This window comes from Lysobacter sp. H23M47 (assembly GCF_015209765.1).
Taxonomy (GTDB): Bacteria; Pseudomonadota; Gammaproteobacteria; order Xanthomonadales; family Xanthomonadaceae; genus Novilysobacter; species Novilysobacter avium.
On record NZ_CP063658.1, the window covers coordinates 386,654 to 409,477 of the forward strand.

Annotated in this window: 15 protein-coding genes and 2 pseudogenes; 10 read left to right on the forward strand and 7 right to left on the reverse strand. The window is 62.8% G+C overall.

The features are described from left to right. Positions 1-9: 9 nt before the first annotated feature. Positions 10-264, reverse strand: coding sequence for a hypothetical protein (locus tag INQ43_RS01645; RefSeq protein WP_194036912.1), 255 nt, complete (start codon positions 262-264; stop codon positions 10-12). Between the two features lie 146 nt (positions 265-410). Between INQ43_RS01645 and INQ43_RS01650 the strand changes: the two genes are divergently transcribed. Together INQ43_RS01650 and INQ43_RS01655 are read left to right on the forward strand one after the other, a co-directional pair. Continuing rightward, positions 411-1,529 carry a methyltransferase gene (locus INQ43_RS01650; RefSeq protein WP_228062584.1) on the forward strand — a complete coding sequence of 373 codons (1,119 nt, stop codon included), beginning with the start codon at positions 411-413 and terminating at the stop codon, positions 1,527-1,529. Further along, the gene (locus tag INQ43_RS01655) at positions 1,526-2,233 is read left to right on the forward strand and encodes a pseudouridine synthase (protein WP_194034864.1); all 708 of its coding nucleotides are present in this window, start codon (positions 1,526-1,528) and stop codon (positions 2,231-2,233) included. Before INQ43_RS01650 ends, INQ43_RS01655 begins: the two co-directional genes overlap by 4 nt. Before the next feature lie 78 nt (positions 2,234-2,311). Here the strand turns inward: INQ43_RS01655 and INQ43_RS01660 are convergent, their stop codons facing one another. After that, positions 2,312-2,752 (reverse strand): MgtC/SapB family protein, encoded by a 441-nt coding sequence (locus INQ43_RS01660; RefSeq protein WP_194034865.1) that lies wholly within the window; start codon positions 2,750-2,752, stop codon positions 2,312-2,314. A 131-nt stretch (positions 2,753-2,883) separates the two neighbouring features. Between INQ43_RS01660 and INQ43_RS01665 the strand changes: the two genes are divergently transcribed. The 3 genes from INQ43_RS01665 (at position 2,884) to INQ43_RS01680 (ending at position 7,427) form a co-directional block, all read left to right on the forward strand. Continuing rightward, complete coding sequence (locus tag INQ43_RS01665) at positions 2,884-3,366, forward strand: YetF domain-containing protein (protein WP_194034866.1); 483 nt, start codon at positions 2,884-2,886, stop codon at positions 3,364-3,366. Between the two features lie 199 nt (positions 3,367-3,565). After that, positions 3,566-5,590, forward strand: a complete 2,025-nt coding sequence (locus INQ43_RS01670; protein ID WP_228062653.1) for a catalase — start codon at positions 3,566-3,568, stop codon at positions 5,588-5,590. Between the two features lie 586 nt (positions 5,591-6,176). Further along, positions 6,177-7,427, forward strand: coding sequence for a hypothetical protein (locus INQ43_RS01680; protein ID WP_194036916.1), 1,251 nt, complete (start codon positions 6,177-6,179; stop codon positions 7,425-7,427). Positions 7,428-7,543: 116 nt separating this feature from the next. On the opposite strand, the gene INQ43_RS01685 is transcribed toward INQ43_RS01680, so the two are convergent. Together INQ43_RS01685 and INQ43_RS12855 are read right to left on the reverse strand one after the other, a co-directional pair. Further along, positions 7,544-8,113, reverse strand: a complete 570-nt coding sequence (locus INQ43_RS01685) for a hypothetical protein (RefSeq protein WP_194036917.1) — start codon at positions 8,111-8,113, stop codon at positions 7,544-7,546. Between the two features lie 32 nt (positions 8,114-8,145). After that, complete coding sequence (locus INQ43_RS12855; protein WP_228062585.1) at positions 8,146-8,613, reverse strand: XRE family transcriptional regulator; 468 nt, start codon at positions 8,611-8,613, stop codon at positions 8,146-8,148. 506 nt (positions 8,614-9,119) lie between these two features. Here INQ43_RS12855 and INQ43_RS01695 point away from each other — a divergent pair. The 4 genes and pseudogenes from INQ43_RS01695 to INQ43_RS01710 all read left to right on the forward strand — a co-directional run. After that, positions 9,120-13,187, forward strand: a complete 4,068-nt coding sequence (locus INQ43_RS01695) for a helix-turn-helix transcriptional regulator (protein ID WP_194036918.1) — start codon at positions 9,120-9,122, stop codon at positions 13,185-13,187. 299 nt (positions 13,188-13,486) lie between these two features. Beyond that, positions 13,487-14,403 (forward strand): annotated as a pseudogene (locus INQ43_RS01700) (IS3 family transposase); the annotation flags it as partial. Positions 14,404-14,472: 69 nt separating this feature from the next. Then, positions 14,473-15,587, forward strand: a protein-coding gene (locus tag INQ43_RS01705; RefSeq protein ID WP_194036671.1) for an IS3 family transposase whose coding sequence is annotated in 2 segments (ribosomal slippage) — positions 14,473-14,725 and positions 14,725-15,587 — 1,116 coding nt in all. Because the reading frame shifts where the segments join, the coding sequence is not laid out codon by codon here. A gap of 13 nt (positions 15,588-15,600) precedes the next feature. Next, positions 15,601-15,780, forward strand: a pseudogene (locus INQ43_RS01710) (transposase); the annotation flags it as partial. Between the two features lie 152 nt (positions 15,781-15,932). Here the strand turns inward: INQ43_RS01710 and INQ43_RS01715 are convergent. Genes INQ43_RS01715 through INQ43_RS01725 form a run of 3 tightly spaced genes read right to left on the reverse strand, consistent with a single transcriptional unit; the run spans position 15,933 to position 21,038 of the window. After that, positions 15,933-19,409 carry a DUF4062 domain-containing protein gene (locus INQ43_RS01715; protein ID WP_194036919.1) on the reverse strand — a complete coding sequence of 1,159 codons (3,477 nt, stop codon included), beginning with the start codon at positions 19,407-19,409 and terminating at the stop codon, positions 15,933-15,935. After that, on the reverse strand, positions 19,402-20,529 hold the full coding sequence (locus tag INQ43_RS01720) for a hypothetical protein (protein ID WP_194036920.1): 1,128 nt from the start codon (positions 20,527-20,529) through the stop codon (positions 19,402-19,404). Before INQ43_RS01720 ends, INQ43_RS01715 begins: the two co-directional genes overlap by 8 nt. Before the next feature lie 5 nt (positions 20,530-20,534). Next, positions 20,535-21,038, reverse strand: coding sequence for a hypothetical protein (locus INQ43_RS01725; protein WP_194036921.1), 504 nt, complete (start codon positions 21,036-21,038; stop codon positions 20,535-20,537). A 388-nt stretch (positions 21,039-21,426) separates the two neighbouring features. Between INQ43_RS01725 and INQ43_RS01730 the strand changes: the two genes are divergently transcribed. After that, on the forward strand, positions 21,427-22,815 hold the full coding sequence (locus INQ43_RS01730) for a hypothetical protein (RefSeq protein ID WP_194036922.1): 1,389 nt from the start codon (positions 21,427-21,429) through the stop codon (positions 22,813-22,815). Positions 22,816-22,824: the final 9 nt, after the last annotated feature.

Here is a 22,824-nt window from a genome sequence, read left to right on the forward strand (position 1 = left end):
TGGCGCCCGTCATTGCCTGATGGTCTCGTCGGCGGAAAACCGCCTGGCGTATTCGCGCTCGGCAGTCACGCGCTCCACCTCCGCGTCGGCCATTTCCATCGCCGCATACACGGCGTACGCCACCTCGCCGTCACGGCGTCCCGTCTCGAAAAGCCGGTAGCGCTGGGTATCGCCGCCGGCGTTTTCCGGGTACTGGGCGGGCGGCTGGCCGTCGAGGTCGACTTCGCTGTTGTCGATGGTGCCGCCGATGAAGAGTGCTCGCATGGTGGTTCGTCTCCGCTGCGGGGGTGCGGCCAGACTGTCGCGCTCGACGTTGGCTCGCGATGAAACCCGCGTTGTCGGGGCATGAACGAGCAGGCGCGCAGCAACCGCCACGGTAAACTGCGCGGATCTTCCTACCGATGCACACCGTGGCCACTGACGACCCTGCGCTGGAAACCCTGATACTGCCCTTTGAGCGCGGCCTGCTGGCCTGGCCGGGGGTGGGCGGAGCGCTGTTCCTGCGTGCGCGCGACGGCTGGCCGCTGCACCAGCGCCGCTTGCCCGGCCTGGTATGCGAACAGAGCTTCAAGCCCGACGCCGATGCCCTGGTGCGGGCGGGCCTGACCCTGGTCGCGCCTGACAACACGGCCCGCTATCCGCTGGTGCTGGTGCTGCCGCCGCGCCAGCGCGAGGAATTGCGCGCGCTGTATGCCCGCGCCGTGGAGCGGGTGGCCCCGGGTGGCCGGGTGGTCGCCTGTGTGAGCAACAAAGAGGGCGCCCGTTCCGCCCAGGACGACCTGCGCAAGCTTGCCGGTGCGGTCGGCGACCTGACCAAGAACAAGTGCCGCGTGTTCTGGACCGCGCCGCTGCACGTCGATGACAGTGCGGCGTCGCTGGACACCGCGTTGCAGGCGCAGTGGCTGCAGCTGGATGCGTCGCGGCCTGTCGCCGGCGGGCGGTTCATCAGCCGTCCGGGCGTGTTCGCCTGGGACCGCATCGACCCGGCCTCGGCCCTGTTGGCGGCGCAGCTGCCGGCTGACCTCGCCGGCGCGGCCGCCGATCTTGGCGCGGGTTTTGGCTACCTGTCGGCCGAGTTGCTGGCGCGCTGCCCGTCGATCACCGCGCTGGATCTCTACGAAGCCGAGGCGCGGGCGCTGGCGCTGGCGCGAACCAATCTGGGCGCGGTCGACACCACCGCCAGGCTCGACTACCACTGGCACGACGTCACCGCTGGCCTGCCGAAGCAGTACGACGTGATCATCAGCAATCCGCCGTTCCACACCCAGGGCAGCAGCTACCGCCCGGACATAGGTCGCCGGTTCATCGCCGTGGCCGCCGAAGCGCTCAAGCCCGGTGGCCGGCTGTGGATGGTCGCCAACCGCCACCTGCCCTACGAGGCCGTGCTGACCGACAGTTTTGGCAGCGTGCGCACGGTGGCCCAGCACGATGGCTTCAAGATCATCGAGGCGGTGAAGGCAGCGGCGTCCCGCCCGGCGCCGCCGGAACGGCCGTTCGTGCGCACGAGGCCCGGGGGCCGCTCGCTGTGAAGCTGGTCAAGCTGATCGCCAACCTGGGGTATGGCAGCCGCAAACAGGTCGCGCTGATGTTCCGCGAGGGTCGCATCACCGACGCCGACGGCGAGGTGCTGTACGCGGACGACAAAGTTCCCCACGCCGCGATCCGCATCGACGACGAGCCGCTCGATCCGCCGGCCGGCCTGGTGCTGATGCTGCACAAACCCACGGGTTACACGTGTTCGACCAGGGATCCCGGCCGGGTGATCTACGACCTGCTGCCGCCCCGTTTCCGCCTGCGCTCGCCGCTGCTGTCACCGGTCGGGCGGCTGGATCGCGAGACCAGCGGGTTGCTGCTGATGACCGATGACGGCCAGTTGCTGCACCGGATCACCTCGCCCAAAACAGGGCTCGCGAAGGTTTACGAGGCCACCCTGGCCCAGGACCTGCGCGGCGACGAGGCGGCGGTGTTCGCCAGTGGCACCTTGATGCTGGAGTCGGAAAAAACCCCGCTCGCTCCCGCGCCCATGGTCGTCGATGGCCCGCGCCAGGCACGGCTGACCCTGACCGAGGGCCGCTACCACCAGGTCCGGCGGATGTTCGCCGCGGTCGGCAACCACGTCGACGCCCTGCATCGCAGCCAGGTTGGCGGTCTCGCTCTGGACGGACTCCCCGAAGGCGAGTGGCGGCTGCTGGATGGCGTTGATCTCGACCGCCTGTTCGGTGCCGTGGACTGAGTTCGCGCTCCGTGTCGAACGTCCATGCCAGGACCGCTGGAGTGCTGGCGCCGTGCGCGCGCCATCCGCAGCTGACGCTTATTTGTCCAGGCTGCGATCGGAGCGGACCTTGAGCCGCATGAAGACCCGGAAAACCAGCCAGTTGATCACCGCCAGCGCGACGGCGAACCCCCACGCGCTCATGGCCGCAGCCGCACCGATCGCGCCGACGATCCAGATGCTGGCCGCCGATGCCGTCCCGGACACCGTGTCGTCGTGTTTGAGGATCGCTCCGCCACCGACAAAGCCAATCCCCGTCATCAGTCCCTGCAGCAGGCGCGCCTTCGCCTCCGGGCCCGCCCCGTCGATGAAGTAGAGCCCGAGCAACATGTAGGCGCATGCGCCCACCGCGACCAGTGGGAAGGTCCGCACCCCGACCAGGTCGCTGTGCCGTTCCCGGTTCCATGCGACCGGAAAGGCCAGTACCAGCGAGGCCACCAGTGCCACGTAGGGCTGGAATTCATGCCACCCAAGTTGCATGCGTTGAAGTCCGTCAGCAGAGGTTGCATCGTGGTTTGGCAGCAGTGATCACGACGTAGTGATGGCGATTCTCACGCGGTCGATCCGGCCAGCGCCCTAACGTTGTCGTCCGTGCCCCGGCAGGAATCGTGATGAATTTATCGGCTGACTGGTCTGATCTGCTCCGCGTGGTTGTTGTCGGCAGCTGCGCCTATCTGGCGCTGGTGGTTCTGCTGCGCGGATACGGCAAGCGCACCCTCAGCAAGATCAACGCCTTCGACTTTGTCGTGACCATTGCCTTGGGGTCGATCCTCGCCACGATCCTGCTGAGCAAGTCGGTGTCGCTGCTGGAGGGTGTCACCGCATTGGTCGTGCTCATGTCGTGGCAGTTTGCGTTCAGCTGGCTCGCGGCCCGCTCAAGCCGGGTACGGAAAATTATCGCCAGCGAGCCGCGCCTGCTTGCCCATGATGGCGAGCTGCTCACCTCGGCGCTGCGGGACGAGCGGATTGCCGCCGACGAGGTGATGCAGGCGCTTCGCAATCACGGCTTCCAACGTCTGCACGAGGTCCGGTGCGTGGTTCTGGAGCCGGATGGAACGCTGAGCGTGATCGGCCGGGACACCCCGGCTGCCTGATCGTTTCGGCCGCACTTTCTGACGGCAGCATCACGGAACGGGGCGAATGATCGGGGGCCACTCCTCCATCACGCAGGACCCGGCCATGGCCCGCACACCCACCCCCGACGACGCTTCCCGCATGCCGCCGAATCCTGACGCACATGCAACGGAAGACGCCGCCGACCACCAGCGCGGCAACGGCGACGAGCCCCAGCAGATGGTCGCGGGCCAGCACGCCACGATGACCACCAACCAGGGTCTCGACATCAGCGACAACCAGAATTCGCTGAAGGCCAGTCCGCGGGGCCCGGTGCTGCTGGAAGACTTCATCCTGCGCGAGAAGATCCAGCACTTCGACCACGAACGCATTCCCGAGCGCATCGTCCATGCCCGCGGGTCCGCCGCGCACGGCCATTTCAAGCTGACCCGATCGCTGGCGGACTACACCACGGCGAAGATCCTGACCGAAGTCGGTGAGGAAACGCCGCTGTTCACCCGGTTTTCCACCGTCGCCGGCGGCAGCGGCTCGGTCGACACCCCGCGCGACGTGCGCGGCTTCGCGGTGAAGTTCTACACCAAGGAAGGCAACTGGGACCTGGTCGGCAACAACATCCCCGTGTTCTTCATCCAGGACGCGATGAAGTTTCCCGACCTTGTCCACGCGGTGAAGATGGAGCCCGACCGCGGCTACCCGCAGGCCGCCAGCGCCCATGACACGTTCTGGGATTTCGTCTCCCTGACCCCGGAGACCTTCCACACCGTGATCTGGGCGATGAGCGACCGCGCCATCCCGCGCTCGTTCCGGATGGTGGAAGGATTCGGCATCCACTCCTTCCGCCTGATCAACGCGGCGGGCAAGAGCACCTTCGTCAAGTACCACTGGCGGCCCCTGCTGGGCCTGCAATCCACGGTGTGGGACGAGTCGGCCAAGCTGCAGGCCGCCGACAACGACTTCCTTCGCCGGGACCTGTTTGAAGCCATCCAGGCCGGCAAGCACCCGCAGTGGGAGTTGGCGGTCCAGCTGTTTACCCAGGAGGAAGCGGACGGCTTCCCGTTCGACCACCTCGACTCCACCAAGCTGATCCCCGAGGAACTCGTGCCGCTGACGGTCATCGGCACGATGACGCTGGACCGTTGGCCGCACAACTTCTTCGCCGAAACCGAGCAGGTCGCGTTCTGCCCCTCGCACCTCGTTCCGGGGATGGACTTCAGCAACGACCCGCTGCTGCAGGGCCGTCTGTTCTCCTACCCCGACACCCAGCTGTCGCGGCTGGGGTCGGTCAACTTCCACCAGTTGCCGATCAACGCGCCCAAGTGCCCGTTTGCCAACCAGCAGCGCGATGGCCACATGCAGATGCAGATCCCCAAGGGCCGGGTGAATTACGAGCCCAGCTCGCTGGATCCGACATCGGCCCGCGCCACGCCCGACGGATTCCGCAGCTTCGCCGAACGCGTCGGCACTGGCGATGTGGACGATGCGGCGAAAAGCCGGATCCGCGCAGAAAGCTTCGCCGACCACTACAGCCAGGCGCGCCAGTTCTACCGCAGCCAGACGAAATACGAGCAGGCCCATATCGCCTCGGCGTTCGTGTTCGAGAACTCCAAGGTCGAGACCCTGCACATCCGCGAGCGCGTGGTCGGGCACCTGCGCCACATCGACGAGGACCTGGCCCAACGCGTCGCCGACGGGTTGGGAATGGAGACGCTGCCCGATGCGCCGCCAACCGCGGTCCCGGCACGCGATATGCCCGAATCGCCGGCCCTGCAGATCATCTGCAAGATGAAGGACACCCTGGACGGTCGCAGTGTGGGGATCCTGATCAACGATGGCAGCGCAGCAGCGACCGTCCAGTCCATACGCCAGGCGGCCGAAAGCGCCGGGGCAATGGTCAAGATCGTCGCGCCCAAGGTCGGTGGAGCGACCCTGGACGACGGCAGCAAGCTCGCCGCCGATGGCCAGCTGGCGGGCACGCCGTCGATGGTGTTCGACGCGGTGGCCGTCACTCTGTCGAAGGAGGGCGGCGACATGCTCCTGTCCGAAAGCGCCGCGATCGACTTCGTGCGCGACGCGTTCGGTCACCTCAAGGCGATTGCCGCCGATGCCGGCGCGCAGAAGCTGCTGGACCGTGCCGGGATCGAGAAGGACGCCGGCATCGTCGCGGCCAGTGATGTCGACGCCTTCATCAAGGCTGCCAAAACCCGCCAATGGGAGCGCGAGAAGAAGGTCCGGATGCTGGCGTAGCGTCGTCTGCTGCGGCAGCAACGCGGCGACTGCAGGTACCCGAACGCCCGGTACGGACCCAATCGGTTGCCGGAAGGACGTCGCGTCGGGAGTGCACGCGGTTGCCTGGCGCGTGCGCCGTTCAGCCCGGATCGTGTGGGGCAGGCAGAAATCGTCGAAAATCAGCGGTTATGAGCCCCGCCCAACATCGCGGCGTCGCCGGTCGTACATCGGTTGCGTCCAACCAGTCCCGCTACCAGGCCTCGATCCGCCTGTCCGTCGCGCCGATGATGGACTGGACGGATATTGCAGAGAATCTCTTCTCTATCAATAAGTTAGATCCTTTGTTGAGGGTTGCGTTGCACCTGCGCTGCCCTGAGGTGACCTATGGTCTCTCGTAACTTGGCCCTGGCCCACTCGAAGAAGTGCCAAGTCGCGGCCTGCGCGAGGCAGTGCCGCTGCCGCGTTTAGCTCCCACCATTGATTTGCGGTCGAGGATCGACGCTGACCGTCGCGCTTCGATGGCCTTCCTGCATCCGCCGACTGCAGACACCACAACAAACCCCACTCTGCCATGCTGCACGCTCTCCCTCCGGCGTCCCCTGACATGCCTGACGTGAACGAATTCGGCCCCCAACACTACCCAAGCCGCAGGCAGCCTTCGACCTTGCCGTTTTTTGCGTGCGCAATCCCGCTGATCCTGTTTGCCATGCTGGCCGCTACCTCATGCGCCCGCATTTCAGACCGAGAGGGAGAGCGGTGGCCTGTCCGGCCCACGATCGAGGCCTCTGGCTTCGCCACCGTTCTGAAGGCGCCGCCGGTGCCGTATGCGGATGCGCCGCCGCCATCGGACCGGGAGCGAATGAACACCGCCACGGCAATGGCAATGGAACTGCACGCCAATCCTCCCGAGGACGCACGCCAGGCCGCCATGGCGCTGGCGCGAGAACTGCAGGCACAGGAAGGGCGGAACTACATCGGGGTTCGCGTCATCCGCGATCCGGCGCCGCGCTTCGCGTTCCAGTTCCAGACCGATGCGGTCGCCACGCTGGCCCGTTACACGGACGATCCGCGCTTCGCCGCGATCGACGGCGGTCACCCCGCCGCGGAGCTGCAGCCGTTGGCCGATGAATGGAACGCACGCTTTGCTCCGCACCGGCTGGGCGTCGGGAACGTGTACGAGTTCGACGGCGTGGTGCGGTTCGACCTGCAGGTCGACGAGGCGGCATTCCGGTCGATCGCCCGTGCCGAGGGCTGGCGGTTGCCTGCGCAGGTCGAGCTGGTCTTCACTCCGCCGCCGAACGCGGATGCGCTCGATCCCGCGCTTGCAGCGCTGGTGCACCTCGTGCCCAGGCACGACCGGGTGCCTGCGGTGACCACGCTTGCGCTGCACTCCGGACGTGTCATTTTGCGCGACGGCTGCTTTCGCCTCGCCGCGCAGGAGGGGGGCGGGGAGGAAGCGCTGGTGATCTTCGACCGCGACATCGCGCTGGTGCGCGACGACGCGGGCTACCTGGCCCTGCAGGCGCCGGACACCGACCAGCCGCTTCCGCGTATCGGGGAACGTATGACCTGGGCTGGGCCGCGCGGCGTCGATGAGCGAGACGCCGGGGTGCAGGCGCTTCGCTCCGCATGCGGCGAAGGGACGATCGTGAGCGTCGGGACGCCATCGAGCGCGCATCATTCCCGCGTGCGGCCCTGGGTGATCGACAACCTCGCGCACGATCGCGGAATGACGCGGAAGCAGGCCTGGGATGCGCTCAAACGGTGCTGGGCGCTTATTGATGATGCCGGCTCGGACGCGCGCTTCTCCCGGTCAGAGAGCGAACACTGCGGCGTCCCGCCAGACTATCTGTGAGATCGGGGCACCGTCCGGGGACAGGAGGCAACCCGGCTCATCTTCCCCTGGAAAACAGCTAGCCAAGGACTCTTCTTGGCCGGTGAAGATCATCGTCGCTGGCGGAGGGCCTTGCATCATTCTCCTGTTAGCAGGCTCCTGACTTCCTCATAGCGTGCATCGATCAATCTGTGTTTGTCGTTGTGATAAAGCGCGCCTTGGCTAATGAGGTAGTAACCGCGGTTGAGGCTGAGATAGCCCTCTTGTGGAGTTCCTTGCCTCGCTGCCACCTGATGCAAATACGGTGCGCGCGTCAAGGTGACCAAGAAGATTTCACCCCGGTAGCTCTCCAGCGACTTGCGCTTCAGACATCCGTTTCGCAAATCGCAGAACTCTCCGCTCGTGGAGAACGGACCGCTAAAACGGGTCTTCAGCTGCTCTCCCGCAACACAAGTCCCCGCATGGCAACGTGTGACTCTCCACACCATGGTCCCATCCATCGTGTCTGGATAATTCTCGTAACGAACGTCTTCCAGAATCGCGTTTGCGACAATGTCCGCGGTTTGGGCGCTGGACGCCACTTCCTCTGCGGAAATGCCGGTATCGGTAAGACGATCCGACCGCGCGCTACAAGCCGCGCTTCCCAGCGCTACAAGTACGAGAAAAACTTGACTGCAAATGCGGCGTGCCGGCGTGTGCGATTTCATCCTGCATCCTCCGTTGGCTTCCGGGCAAAGAGCTATGCCGCTTCCAGTTCCACATGGACCCGCTGGCCCAGGATTGCCGCGATGTTCACCAGCGCGTCAAGCGAGAAGCGGCCAATACGGCCGCGCAGCAGGTCATTGATACGCGGCTGGCTGATACCGCAATGTTCGGCAGCCACTGCCTGCGTCCAGCTCTTGTCATGGATGAGCGCGGCGATTTTCCGCATGAGGTCGGCGCGCATCTTCAGATTGGCCGCGTCCTCAGTGGAGTCTGCAAGCGCATCCCAGGCGCTGTCGAATCGGTCGGTCCTGGCCGTGGTCTTGCTCATGGTCACCTTGCTCGAGGGTAAAGCACTGCTTTTTCCGACTTGATGTCCCGTTTTCAACGTGGCCTGTACCTTCTTCTGGAGCGCGTGGAGAACATGGACCGCATCGGCCAATCGGGGCATGTAGACGAGGCGGTAGGCGTCGCTGTCGTCCCTTTGCCGAGCGGTGGTCCGCACGCATGCTGCTGGTCGGAGTCTGCTTCCCGGCGACGCATCCATTCGGTTGTCAACTGCTGCGGTCGAACGTCGCTGATTCGGAGTGCATCCACCTGCTTTACCGGTGGATGCGGATTTGGGCCGTGTAACCTAACGATCCATCTTCGCGGCGCGCACTGACGATGCTTCCGTGCGGGCCGACGCTACATGGCCGTTTTCTCAGCATCCGGCCTAGCAACGACAACCCGAAAACTGCCGAAATCGACCGATCATGAGCGCTACTGAGGAACGCGAAATCGCTGGCAAGTCATTGGATTTGCGCGAGAAGTCGCGGTATGACGCATCCGTGCGTCTTTCGGTTGCGCCGATGATGGACTGGACCGCAAGTTCGTTTAATTGCAATGACTTCAAAGAGTTACGATGATCCGAGGTCGTTCGGTTGCGCTGACGTTTCACCCGGGAGTTACGTCCGATAGCTTGCACCTAATGCGATAGCTTTTGCTTGATGTCATAGATATTCTATGACCATGGCGAAGCTTATCTCCCTCTCCCCGACAGAACTCACGCCCAAGCACATTCGGGCCGCTCGTGCGCTATTGGCCTGGTCGCAACAGGATCTGGCCAAGGCGGCCGGCGTCGCCACATCAACTGTGGCGGATTTCGAACGGGGGCAGCGTACGCCGGTCGCGAACAATGCGCAGGCGATCCGGAGCGCCCTGGAGGGTGCCGACATTCGGTTTCTGGCCACTGGCGCGGTCATCGGGCCTGCCATCCCGGGGATCGCGCCATCGCAGCGCCCCGGTGCGCCCGTGCGCTGGGTAGATGCCGAAGACCTGTCTGATTGGGCGAACCGAACCGACGGCGCCGGCAGCCTGCCGAGGCTCGTGTCCGACCTGATTCGGGCCAGTCACGGGTCCACGACCGTCCTTCGCTTTCCCTCCGATGAGGGGGTGCGCTACGCCGGCTGGGATGGATACACGTCGGCGGAGACGGGGAGCGCCTATGTGCCCCAGGGCGAGGCTGGATGGGAGATTGGCAGCCAGCGCAGCAACATCGCGCAGAAGGCGACCGACGACTTCCAAAAGCGAACGAACGATCCTGAGACGCTCGATCCGGCCAACGCCACGTTCGTGTTCGTCACTCCTCGACACTGGCCGAAGAAGGAGCAGTGGGCGCGGGCACGGCGGGAGGAAGGCGTGTGGAGGGACGTACGTGCCTACGATGCCGACGACCTTGTGCACTGGATCGAGCTAACGCCGGCGGTCGGTCTTTGGTTGGCTACCCGGCTGGGCAAACGGCCCTCTGGTACGCGACAGGTTGAGGATGTCTGGGAAGAGTGGTCTCTCGCGACGCAATGGCCGCTGACAGAAGAGCTTGTTCTCAGTGATCGCGATGAGGATGCGGCGGAAGTGCTGCGCTGGCTTCGCGGTGAGCCGTCCGTCCTGTCGCTTCAGGCAACGACTTCGGATGAAGTCATCGCCTTCTTCCATGCAACCTTGGACATGCTTCCGGACGAGGTGGAGAGCGCTTATCGTGCACGTAGCCTGGTCGCGACCACGGCTGTGGGCGCTCGGATGCTTGCGAATGCACCAGCCCCCCTGATCTTGCTGCTGACCGAAGCAGAACCGGGGCTGGCCCGTACCCTGGTCGAACGTGGGCACTACGTGCTGCAGGCCTACGACGACAGGCCCGTCTCCCGCGGCGAAGTTCGAAAGCTGGCGCGTCCTTCACGGGAAGGGATTGCGAACGCGCTGATGGCTGCCGGCATCCCGGAGCCGAGGGCACATGCCCTCGCGCGCGACAGCGCTCGCAATCTCGCCATTCTTCGTCGCCTCATTCCAAGTGCGCCCGGCGGCGTACCGAGTTGGGCTCAAGAGGCGCCCCCTCGTGCGCTGCTGGCGGCCCTGTTGGCCGGGGGCTGGGACGAGGACTCAGAAGCCGACAAGGCCCGAATCTCCGAATTGGCCGATCAGTCGTATGAAGCGGTCGTGGCCGAACTTGTTCCCTATGCAGGAGATCTCGACAAGCCGCTTCGAAAGATCGGATCGACGTGGCGTGTCGCCTCGCCACAGGATGCGTGGTTTCTGCTGGCGCCCTATCTCACGAGTGCCGACATCGGCCGTTTCGAGGCAGCGGCCAACGCCGTCCTCGGTGCTGCCGATCCTCGCTTCGAGATGGATCCGAATGAGCGCTGGATGGCGGCGGTCAAGGGCGTGCATCCGGAGTACTCGGGCCTGATGCGCCACGGGATCGGCGAAGTACTGATTCTGCTTGCGCTGTGGGGCGACCGAATCCACACGGTGCGGGACGCATCGCGCCGTGTCGATGCCATTGTCGACAAGCTGCTGTCGCGCGCCGATCGCCAGCGTTGGTGGTCTCTTTCCAACGAGTTCCGGCTGTTGGCGGAAGCCGCTCCGAGTGCTTTCCTCGATGCCATCGAGAGCAGTCTGGACCAGCCCGACCCGGCAATCCGTGCCCTGTTTGGCAACGATGGCGACGGCGTGTTCGGAACCGAGCACCTGTCCGACTTGCTGTGGGCGCTTGAATCCCTGGCGTGGTCGCCGAGTTTTATGCCGCGCGTGACCCACGTCTTGGCGCGGCTCGACGCCATCGACGATCCACCTGGCCGATACGCGAACCGGCCGGCAAACAGCCTGCGCGAAATCCATCTTCTATGGATTCCGCAGACCTTCGCAACACTGGACCAGCGCCTTGCCGCGCTCGACTTCATCCGTAAGCGCGAGCCTGATGCCGCTTGGAAACTCATGCTGAGCGTGCTGCCGAAAGGGCATGACACCTCGTCGCCGTCTCCCATGCCACGTTGGCGGGACTTCACCGTCGATCTTGTTGAGGTGGTCACTTACGGACTCATCGGCCGGGGTGCCACGGAGATCAGCAAGCGTCTTGTCGCCGATGTCGGACTAGATCCCCAGCGTTGGGCAAATTTGCTCGATCGCTTCGCCGACCTTGCGCCTGACCACGAAGCTGGGCTCGCTGCGCTGGAGCGGGCCGAGCCGCAGATTGAGGACAAGACCGGCCGGGCGATGCTCTGGAAGTGCCTGCGGCACGTGCTGAACCACCATCGGAGTTTTCCCGAGGCCGAATGGTCGATGCCGGGGAAGTTGCTGGATCGACTGGAGGCGATCTACGATCGACTCGCTCCCGCCGATCCTTTGGAGCGCATAGCTTGGCTGTTTGAGCACTCGGTCGCACTGCCTAACCCGTCGGAGGGGGGTTGGGAGGCGGAGCAGCGAGAAGTTGACGCCGCTCGCGTAGAAGCTGCTGGATCACTGTATGCCGCGCGCGGCGTGGCCGGTGTGCTGGCCTTGGCGCGCCTCACGGATGCGGCGGGATATCTCGGAAAGGCCCTGTACGAAAGCGGGCTCTGCGCAAGCGATCTCGACGCGCTTCTGGAGGCGGCGCTGCGAGGTGACAGCCAGCACGAGAGGGACGTGGCGCACGGGCTGATGGTCTCGGCGTTCCGGGATCTGAAGGAGCCTTGGGCCGAGGCGCTTCTCGCCAAAGCACGGGCGGATTCCTGGGGTGACGCCATACTGCTGGTCATTCTGAGGGCCTTTCCCTCCAGGCGTTGGACTTGGGATCGCGTAGCCGAAGCCGGAGAGGGAATCGAAGCAGAGTACTGGCGCAGCGCACCGGTATTCTGGATGGACGAGGATCACGACCAGCTCGAGTTCGCGATCCGGAAGCTCATATCCGTTGGTCGCGCGCGTCACGCTCTTCCCTTGATCGAGCGCGGCGGCAAGTCTGGATTGCCATCCGCGCTCCTGATCGAATCATTGCAAGAGGCTGTCCATCAGCCAATCACGAGCGACGACGGCACCAATGAGGCGACAATGTTCCAGCACTATGTCGCGGAAACTCTGAAAATCCTGGATGAGCGCACCGATATCGCTGATGAAGCGCTGGTCACGCTTGAATGGGTGTATCTGCCGGTGCTCGTTCACTCCCGCAGGCCCGCGAAGGCGTTGCTAAAAGCGTTGTCGCAGCAGCCCGAACTGTTTGTGCAGCTGCTGAAGGCGGTGTTCAAACCGAGTGAGGAGAGTGGTGTATCTGACCCCGACCCGGTAGATCCGCAACGTGCGGAAGCGGTGGCCAGGCAAGCCTACAAGCTGTTCGATCTCTGGAACCGAATTCCGGGAACTCGTGACGACAACTCGATTGACAGCGAAGCTCTTGAAGCCTGGATCAAGGAGGCGCGATCACTTGCCCACGTGGCAGGGCGACTTGAGATAGCCGACAGCAAGATAGGCAAGATGCTGTCGGCTTCACCAATCGGTGTCGATGGGAACTGGCCGGCCGAGGCAGTGCGGGATGCGATTGACCTCTTCCGCAGCAGGGCCATGATCGAAGGCTTTTGGGTCGGCAAGCGCAACAGGCGCGGAGTAACTAGTCGCGGACCGCGCGACGGAGGTGACCTTGAGCGTCAAGAAGCGGCGAAACATCGCGAATGGGCCAAGGCGATCTCCATCCCGCATCCGCACACCGCCAAGGCGCTGGACATGCTGGCGGACAGCTACGAGCATGAAGCGAAACGCCATGACGAAGGCGCTGAACGTCTGGACTGGGAGTACTAGAAAGGGGGTCGTGAGAATTCGGTCAGACTGCTCAGGCATACAACGGGAGACGGGCAGCGCGGCGAAGCGGCTTTCATGCGTAGGCCAAGCCCGCACGTTATCGCCGACTGGCGACACGACGACAACTAAGGACGACCACACAGCAGCTTGCGAGCTAAATTCCGCCGCCTAGTTCTCGCTGCCAACCACCAGGTAGAACAAGCCGACAAGGTAGTAGCCTTCGAGCCGGGGTAATCCCCCCGCAGGTTAGCTGACGCCAGAAGTGGAATTTTCTCGTACCCTTTCCCGAGGAGGTTCCAATGAAGAAGTCCCGCTTCACCGACAGCCAAATTATTGCCGTGCTCAAGCAGGCCCAAGCCGGCACGCCGGTCCCAGAGCTGTGCCGCGAACACGGCATCAGCTCCGCGACGTTCTACAAGTGGCGCAGCAAGTTCGGCGGCATGGATGTGTCCATGGTCGGCCGGATGAAGGAGCTCGAGGAGGAGAACCGTCGGCTGAAGAAGATGTACGCCGACGCCCAGCTCAGTGCCGACCTGCTCAAGGAAGCACTCTCAAAAAAATGGTGAGGCCATCTCTGCGCCGGGAGATGGCCCGAACCGCGGTCGAAGGCGGACGCACCAGCATCCGGCATGCCTGCCAGACCTTCGAGGTCAGCGAGACCTGCTACCGCTACCAAGCCAAGGCGAGCGAGGAGAACGCCCGGATCGCCGACTGGCTGGTGCGGCTGACCACGACGTATCGCGACTGGGGGTTTGGCCTGTGCTTCCTGTACCTCCGCAACGTCAAGGGCTTGGGCTGGAACCACAAGCGGGTTTACCGCATCTACCGGGAGCTGGAGTTGAACCTGCGGATCAAGCCGAAGAAGCGCCTGGTGCGCGAGAAGCCCGAGCCGCTGATGGTGCCGGAGACGATCAACCAGGTCTGGTCGATGGACTTCATGCACGACCAGCTCAGCGATGGCCGGAGCTTCCGACTGTTCAACGTGCTGGACGACTTCAACCGCGAGGGCCTGGGCATCGAGGTCGACCTGTCGCTGCCGGCGGCGCGGGTGATCCGGTCGCTGGAGCAGATCATTGAATGGCGCGGCAAGCCGCGCGTGATCCGCTGCGACAACGGCCCCGAGTACATCAGCGGCGCGCTTCTGAACTGGGCGGAAAGACAGGACATCCGGATCGAGCACATCCAGCCGGGCAAGCCTCAGCAGAATGCCTACGTAAGCTTCCCCATTCAGTAGACAACCCATAAGTAGAGCTTTCTGGCATCTTCCCCTCAGCCAGGAGGTTCCATGAAGAAGTCCCGTTTCACCGAGTCCCAGATCGTCTCGATCCTCAAGCAGGCCGATGCCGGCTTGCCCGTCAAGGACATCTGCCGGCAGGCCGGCATCAGCACGCCGACGTACTACAACTGGAAGTCGAAGTACGGCGGCCTTGAGGCGTCGGAGCTGCGGCGGGTAAAGGATCTGGAGGCCGAGAACAGCAGGCTCAAACGCATGTATGCGGAGCTGGCGCTGGACAACGCGGCGATGAAGGATCTGATTGCAAAAAAACTGTAGGGCCGGAGCAGAAGCGCGAGGCGGTGCGGTACCTGGTCGAGGTGCACGCGCGGCCACTGCGCCGGTCCTGTGCATGCGTGGGCCTGTCGCGTGCGGCTTGGTACCGCCCGCCGCTGGACTGGACGGTGCGCGATGCCGAAGTGATCGCCGCGCTGGCGGAACTGGTCGAGGAGCGCCCGGCCCGCGGTTTCTGGAAGTGCCGCAAGCTGCTGCACCGTCGCCGGCCGGAGTGGAACCACAAGCGAATCTATCGGGTGTACAAGGCCATGAAACTCAACCTGCGACGGCCCGTGAAGCGCCGCCTGCCCAAACGCCAGCGGGTGCCGCTGTACGTGCCACGGCTGCCAGATATGGTCTGGTCGGCGGACTTCATGTCTGACGCACTGGCGTGCGGTCGGCGATTCCGCACCTTCAACGTGGTCGACGATTTCAACCGCGAGGCGCTGCACATTGAAGTCGACACATCGATCAACTCCGCCCGCCTGGTGCGCATCTTCGAGCAGCTCAAGCGCGACCACGGCCTGCCGCAGGTGCTGCGCACCGACAACGGCCCCGAGTTCCTGGGCGAGACGTTCATCCAGTGGGCAAAGGCCAACGGCATGGCCATCCGGTATATCCAGCCCGGCAAGCCCAACCAGAATGCCTACATCGAACGCTTCAACCGGACCCTCCGCGAAGAGGTTCTGGACCAGCACCTCTTCGCCCGCCTCGACGATGTTCGCGAGGCGGCGTACTGGTGGATGCTCGAGTACAACGAAGAACGCCCCCACGATTCCCTCGGCGATTTGACGCCGGCGGAGTACCGCCAACGCCAAGCTGGAAACTCTACTTTTGAAGTGTCTACTTGACGGGGAAGCTTACGCCTACGTCGAGCGCTACAACCGCACGGTGCGTTACGCCTGGCTTGCCCGAACCCTGTTCGACACGATCGAGCAGGCGCAGGAGAAGGCGACACGCTGGCTATGGTCTTACAATCACGAGCGCCCGAATATGGCGCTCGGCGGCATCACGCCAATGCAGAAACTGGCCCTTGCCGCTTAGCTCCACTTTTGGTGTCCGTTAAAAGCGGGGGGATTACCCCGGGGGCTTATGAGCAATCATTGGTACTGCGGATGGGGGAAGGTTAGCCTCGGTAAACGCTAGGAGAATGCTTCCCGTAGCTGGCTTGGTGGCGGGACGTCAGCCACACTAGGCTAGCCGAGGACGCGCAGCAGCACATCTTTGATCTTAGACCGATAGATATCGTCATCAATGCTCGCGCCGACGGTAGTATGGAGAACCGAGTCTAGGAATCGGGCCAGCATGATCTCAAGTTCGCCGCCTCGATCTGATGTTGCCTTCAAGGCACGCATAGCGTCCTTTCTGACGAACATGACAATGGGAACTTCCTCGCCTGGGTTTGGATCGATACGAGCCGTTGCGACCGGCTTATCTTTCAGCCCTTCTGAAATGAACTCGGCCATCTGGGTGGATTCTTCTGCCTGTGCGAAGATCACCACGTCCAGCGCAATCGCAGACGTAGTGTCGTCGCCGAACAGGATTGCCGCCACGTCAAGCCCGAACGCGTCGAGAAAGGAACCAAGTATCAGTGAGACGAAGGTTGCCTCCGCTGATTTTCCCTCATCACGTACCGTGAACAGTGCCCGCTGATCTTTGCCAACTCTAACGATCTGAATAAGGTCTTGCCCGGGCTGATGGCGCACGACGGTTTTGTCGTTCTCCCCTATGCATAGTCCTGCCAGAATCAAGAGTTGGTGAAATGAGAAATCGCGATGCCGGCTAAAAGCCAAGATAGCCAGCAGCAGGAATGATCCCATTCCGTCCCGGTTGCCGTGCGCCCGTTCGCGAGTCGCATGCAGAAGGCAACGTACGAGGCAGTCAAACCACCAGCTTCCATCCTCTCCCGGGTAGAAGCCGCGAACAAGCACGCCTAGAACTCTCGGTGCCATGCTGCGAGGACACTTATCCAATGTGGATGTCAATGCGGCGACCCACACAGAACTTTGCCCGCTGTCAGCACTGGCTGTTGAGCCGAACGCTCGGGCAATGATTGAAGATGCATCGGACCTGTCCTCGACTAGCCCAGTTAAGTAGCGTAGGAGCCGCTCTGCTTCCTGATCATCCTCAGCTCTAAGGTAGGCAGCCACTGCGTCTGCGTAATCGGCTAACGCTTCCTCATCGCGGCCAAGCAGGCCCCTCGCGTCTCCCCTCTCTTCGACCGCGTAGGCATACTCCGACCAGCCGAAACTGTCAGAGTAAATTCCGGCGGCATGCGAGGCATACAATTCAGCTCGCTCGGCATGCTCGCGACGAACACTACCGGAGGCCGCTTTGGCGATCTCGTTCTCTGTTAAGGCAAGCAATCGCGATGATCTGCCATCGATATCGGGTCGGGCAATCATATGGGCTGTCCGGCCAGCCCGAGTGTAGGCCTCAATTGCCTCGCCGATTTTTCCATCGTCCCGTAGGACGTTTCCGAGGACGATCAGGTTTATGGCTACAACATACTGATCGTCTAGACTTTCACCAATACTGATTGCTTCTCGTGCCATCGCCTCGGCCTCGGCAAAGCGCTTGTTTCGCCTAAGTCGCGGTACGAGAAGGTTGCACAACCAAGCCCGATACCTGGGACTTTGCGCTTCCCCTTGTGAGAGTTCAGCACGTAGTCGGTCAGACTCGGCGACGCCGCCCGGTACAGAGGCGAGTGCGGCCACGAGGTTGCGGGTCGATACCTCAAGTCCGTGCTCATCATCAATGCTTGAGAATATCTCCCGTGCTTGCCGATAGAGAGGGGCGGCTAGTTCCGGCTCATTGGCGCCGAGCAGTGCCGTCCCTTCCTCAAGCAAAAGTCGCCCTATATCCGCATGACGACCTTCCGTCTCAGCGGCTTGACGAAGCTCCCGAACACGTTCGATGGCCCCGCGAGAAGTCGATTGGCGAAGGGCAATGGATGCCTGCAGAATCTCCAGTGTTCGTTGAGCTTCGTCGTCGCCAATCTCTTTCGCTACTGTAATGGCTTCATCCACAAGTACAGGAGCTTCGCCCGGCCTTCCTTGGCTGGTGCGAGCGTCCGCTAACGACATGAGAACGGAGATGAGGGGGCCCTTCTCGCCGCGAGAACGATAGTAGCTTGATAGATGCTCCAGGGCGTCGACAAGATGGCGAATGGATCCGGAAAAAACGGCTTCACGGATCGCGAGATTAGCGAGCTTTTCTGCGCGCTCATTGGCTTCATCTCGTCGAAGAGAGAACGCAGCCCAGGCGCGCCCAGTTCGGGCGAGGCGTTCCGCCAATCGGTTGGTGAGCAGTGCCCGAAGTTGTCGTCGTGCCGAAAGGACCTCAATGATGCGATCACGATACAGATCGTGTATGAAAGAGAAGCCGATCTGGCTATCCATGAGCAGGTCGGCTAGCGAGTCGAGCTTGTCTGTCAAGTCGGCCGGTGAGGGGGCTGCACTACCAAGAAGTGAAATAAGATCCTCTAGCTCCAATGGCGCTGGAGACAGCGCGAGGTAGCCTAGAACCTCGCGAAGAGGCGTCTCCAGCGACTCAAACCGCTCAAGCAAGGTGTTGCCACCGCCGGCACTACGCAACGCGAGAGGAAGCTCACCAGTCGAGAGGTCCGGAACGGCGGCACCCGCAATTCCACGAAGCGATACCAGTTCCTCAGCTGAGAACCCGCTTACCTCGAAGTATGTCCCGGGGAGGCTCGTTGGCACCTGTCTCGCAACGACGATGACGGAACCGATACTGCTGCCAATCAGGCATTCGCTTAGTACCGGCCAAATCGCTTCGATGTCGTCCGGATCATCGATCACTAACGGCCAGTTCCGCCCATGCTGCCATCTTGAAACCAGGAGCTCCCTCGCATCCTCGAAGATGGGGACAGCAAGTTCTATTCCATCCGCTATCCCCAGGCTGCGCGCCGCCTCGACGAGAATAGAACGCGGATCCAGCCCGCGTGCGTTGATATAGGGTGCGCCATTTTCGTCTGCCCACTCCGCCGCGAGCGCAGTCTTGCCCGCGCCAGGTGCGCCCGTCATCCAGACAGCTCGGGTGCTGGCGACGACATGGGACAAGGATTCCAGCAGGGCAGTACGGCGGAGCCTAAACGGACTGCCACGGAAGATGGAGCGGAGTATCCCGGACGCGGAGGATGAACTTGAGCCAAGGTGTTGCGACCGCACTACGCGATCCGATACGACCGCGGTCAAGTCATCCCGAATGCGGCTTTCCAGATCTTCGCCGTCTTCGAAGAAGTAGACAGTGTATGGGCCAGCCTTAAGCTCTTCCAGCATTGTGCTCAGCCTGGCGTCACGGTCCGGGGCGGTCTTAAGCACGTATGCCAGCAAATCTTTTCCGAGCCGGGTAGTCTCGCGGAACTCATCCTCCAGTCCGGAAACTAACATTCCCTTTGCCTCGTCGATCCATCCGTACGAGTTGCGGTATATACCGATCACGAAATGCGAGCCGTAGAGCTTTCGAAGATAGAAATCCCGCGGCGCTTCTGCTCTGGCACCTTCGCGTTCAAATTGAATAGGGACGAAGTTCAGGCTTCTGATTGCTCGCCTAGCCGAAGCGCGTTCGGTCTCGCACTCACCTATTGTGGAACTGATGAATACTTCGAGGCGATCGGGCGCAGAGGCATGTGTCGGGAGCGAATTAGACATAGCCAAGCTCCCGTAGGCGAGCATTGCGCGCGTCCAGATCATTCGGAAGTGACTGCTGGCTATCGACGCGGCGAAGGACGTACGCGGTATCCAGAGAAATCTGATGGAGAATGTCGTCAAGGCTGAATGCACTTGCGTCGAAAGGCATCGACGCGTGCTCAATCATTTCCATGCGGATTTGCTCGAGTATGACTAAGCGCTTGTTTCCCGTTTGATTGCTCGGGATGTGCTCCCTAAGCCTGAGATTGCATATTGCTTGCTCTACTTGCCAGTTGGCGCATCCGCGCGAGCGAAGTTGATCGAGAACGCTGAAGGTAGAATTCCGGTGGCGCAGTACATGCATCGTTTTTGGGAAAGTCGCCATAAGGCGACGCTCTCTCTCGCGAGAGACGGAAGCTGCGTCTACAGATTGTTCTGGCGGCCACCTCCTTTCCGAAGGCGATGGGATCTCAGATTCCAGCTTCACCATCGAGTCACGAGGCCGATCTTCTGGTTTCGCGTACACGTCGATGCCGGGCAGCATGATGGATCCTTCCATTTCTGGCTGAAATCCGGTGGTATCGAGTGCGCCAAATCTCGACTTTGCATTTGGCGGCGGCCCAGCAACGGTGAGGAGAAGAGGCGCGATCGGGCGTCGAGAGTAGTCTGCAAGACGCTCCAAGAAAGGATGTCGTGTGTCTAGCCGTTTGGTGATGCTCATTGTGACGACAAGCGGATGGTCGGAAGTATTAAGACCGTCCAAGCGCCAGCGCAGCAAGCTGTGCTGCTGAGATACTGTAAGTACGTAGCCAGGCCCATCTAGCAGGATCTCTACTTTAACGGCGTTCGGCCCAACGACATCCACCCATTCGCGCATCAATGCAAGTACAGATTTCATTCCGGCAAGATTGTCGCCGACTAGCGCGAGGAAGGGTGGGCCGTTCTCTGACAGAAGGCCATAACCACACCCGTGAAAACCTGCATCGCGAAGTCGCCGAATAAGTTCTGGGTTGGCGGAGACCATGCGGACAGAAGGCCAGCCCCAATCGTAACCGCCAGCGTCTCTAATGAGATCGCGATCGGCTTTATTGGGGTTGACGTTCTTCTTCTTCTTCTTTTTCTTGAGACGATTCTTCGCCATCGTAGTTAACAGGCCAAGGCTGGTTCAACACAGTTTCTGTCGAAGTGCAGGGTTGGGTCGATGTGCGGGTCATGGGCCCAAATCGTCCTGGGCTGTTCGGTCTCGGTCGTGACCACGCCAACATCGGGATTGTTCCGGCGTTTCTCCTTGTGCATGTACGCGACGATGTGGGCCGCGTCCTCCACCCGCCGGCCAGTTGCCTCCTTTGCGCCAAGGGCGCATCTGGGCTTGGGGTTGTGCACCTCCTGCGGCACTTCCCGCACGTCCAGGGTGTGTGCTGCGCCGCTGTCCGGAAGCCGGCGTACGGAGCCGCCACATCCTCGGTCGGCTGCGGCTAGATCTTCGGAAACCAGCGAATCTCGGGCGGCGAAGTAGTCGGCTTCCGACAGCTCGGCCCCCAGCCGGGCGGCCGCGAGGTCACGGAGCCGGCCGTTGCCAATCGTGCTGCCATCTTCTGGCAAAAGGTCGAAAATTGGCCTGCGGATGTCCGCGGACGACGCGTTGGCCATGCCTGTGTCCCCTGATCCCTGCCGTTCTCTGTCCCAGATCTTACCGCCCCGCCCGGGTATCTTCGGGTTGGGGCTCCCGGGGGCTGGGGGAGGCGGCATGGTGCCGGCTTGGCGCAGGTCTCAGCAGATGAGAACTACGGGCAGCACGATCGGCTCCATGGCCCAGTCGCGAGCCTCTTCTGCGTCCCCGCTCCGTGTGCCCTTCGGGGTGCGGGAGGGCCGCATGTGGCTTGCCCGGGACGTTCCTACCGGGCTGGCGTGCCGGTGTACCTGTCCCGGCTGCGGGCAGCCCCTCCTTGCAAAGAACGCGGGGCCGCGACGGCAGGCCCATTTCGCGCACCATGCGGCGCGCGCCTGTTCGGGCGCTTTCGAGTCCGCTATCCATCGAATGGCCAAGCAGCTGATCTGCGAGCGGCTGCGGCTGGTGCTGCCAGCCTGGAATGGAGCGGAGGGGATGCCCAACCCCATCGAGGTGAGGGACGACAACGGCGGCAAGCTCCGTAGCCAGCCAGTGGACTTTCCCGCCCGGGAGAGCCGGCTTCGCCGCGCCGTGGCTGAAATGGCGTTGCAGGGCTATCGGCCCGATGTCGTGGCGGAAGATGACGAGGGCGAGCTGCTGATCGAAATCCGGGTTTCCCACGCGGTGGGCGATCTCAAGGCGCGGAACGTGCGCTCTGAAGGCAGGCGCATGGTCGAGATAGATCTGTCTCGAGTGACGCCGGTGCAGGCGGAAGATCCGGAACTCTTCGAGCGACTGGTTCTGGAATACCCGGGTAATCGCACATGGATTGCCTGTCCGCGTGCCACGGACGCCTGGAGGGCGTCGCGCGATGAGCTGCAGGCACGCCTGGCCCTCAGGAACAGGCAGCTGGCCGTCGATGCGCGCCGGTGGCTGGAGGCGGTGGAGTGGGAGCGGCAAGAGAGGCACGGCCGAGACCCCGTGGAACGCCAGAGGATGCGTGCTGGCCATGCGGCTGACCTTGAGTACCTCATGCGGGAAGCAACGGACGAAGCCATTTCGACAAGGTACGCCCGGATGCTGGAGAGGGACGGGGCCAAGGCTGAAGCCCTTCTGTCGCGTGCCCCCTCTTCCCTGCAGGCAACCCTGCGGAGCAGTAGCAGCGCCGCTTGGGGCTATGGGAGCCATTACCTACTGTGGCAATCAGCGATGTACTTTCAGTTTGTCGATGGAAAGCCTGCCGGCCACCCAATCCGGCGGGCAGAGCTTGGGCGATGGCTGCGGGCAACGTTTGGCGTCGACCCGATTCTCTGGCGCCTGTTCATGGCGCAATGGCGTGGGCGCGAAGAGGCTCGAAAGGCCGGGCGCAAAGCGTACTCCCTGTCCCTCTGGTACTTCACGCCCGAAGAAAACCGGGCAATTCCGAACTTCTTCCAGTGCTTGACCGATTACGTGGACCGGTTGATGGCGGCGGGAGCTATCGAGTTCGACCCTGAGCAGGGGGGTGACTTGATCGTCGCTGGGGTATCCGAGCTGGAGCAATCGTCTGCGCGACCGCCGTGGGAGCGTCGAGCCGCCGCCGGCCACGATCCACTGCTGCACACGGGGACGGATCCATACATCGACCGCTGGATCACGCACTCCCGGCTTGGGGTGGGGATCATCCGAGAGCGAGTCACCAAGGGAAGCCCGAGTTACCGGGTCTGGTTCAACGGGGCGAGGTGGCGAACCGTCTGGCTCGGCGATCCGGGCAGCGGAGAGTGGAAGCTGATGGAACAAGAAAGCGAACGAGGTCGGGCGCCGTCTGATGGGCCTTGAGACGGGCCC

What these genes read in the sequence shown, in the direction of transcription:
- INQ43_RS01645 (WP_194036912.1), bottom strand. Translation starts at nt 264, where the DNA reads ATGCGAGCACTCTTCATCGGCGGCACCATCGACAACAGCGAAGTCGAC.
- INQ43_RS01695 (WP_194036918.1), top strand. Translation starts at nt 9,120, where the DNA reads ATGGCGAAGCTTATCTCCCTCTCCCCGACAGAACTCACGCCCAAGCAC.
- INQ43_RS01715 (WP_194036919.1), bottom strand. Translation starts at nt 19,409, where the DNA reads ATGTCTAATTCGCTCCCGACACATGCCTCTGCGCCCGATCGCCTCGAA.
- INQ43_RS01680 (WP_194036916.1), top strand. Translation starts at nt 6,177, where the DNA reads ATGCCTGACGTGAACGAATTCGGCCCCCAACACTACCCAAGCCGCAGG.
- INQ43_RS01660 (WP_194034865.1), bottom strand. Translation starts at nt 2,752, where the DNA reads ATGCAACTTGGGTGGCATGAATTCCAGCCCTACGTGGCACTGGTGGCC.
- INQ43_RS01730 (WP_194036922.1), top strand. Translation starts at nt 21,427, where the DNA reads ATGGCCAAGCAGCTGATCTGCGAGCGGCTGCGGCTGGTGCTGCCAGCC.
- INQ43_RS01685 (WP_194036917.1), bottom strand. Translation starts at nt 8,113, where the DNA reads ATGAAATCGCACACGCCGGCACGCCGCATTTGCAGTCAAGTTTTTCTC.
- INQ43_RS01670 (WP_228062653.1), top strand. Translation starts at nt 3,566, where the DNA reads ATGGTCGCGGGCCAGCACGCCACGATGACCACCAACCAGGGTCTCGAC.
- INQ43_RS01665 (WP_194034866.1), top strand. Translation starts at nt 2,884, where the DNA reads ATGAATTTATCGGCTGACTGGTCTGATCTGCTCCGCGTGGTTGTTGTC.
- INQ43_RS01725 (WP_194036921.1), bottom strand. Translation starts at nt 21,038, where the DNA reads ATGGCCAACGCGTCGTCCGCGGACATCCGCAGGCCAATTTTCGACCTT.
- INQ43_RS01720 (WP_194036920.1), bottom strand. Translation starts at nt 20,529, where the DNA reads ATGGCGAAGAATCGTCTCAAGAAAAAGAAGAAGAAGAAGAACGTCAAC.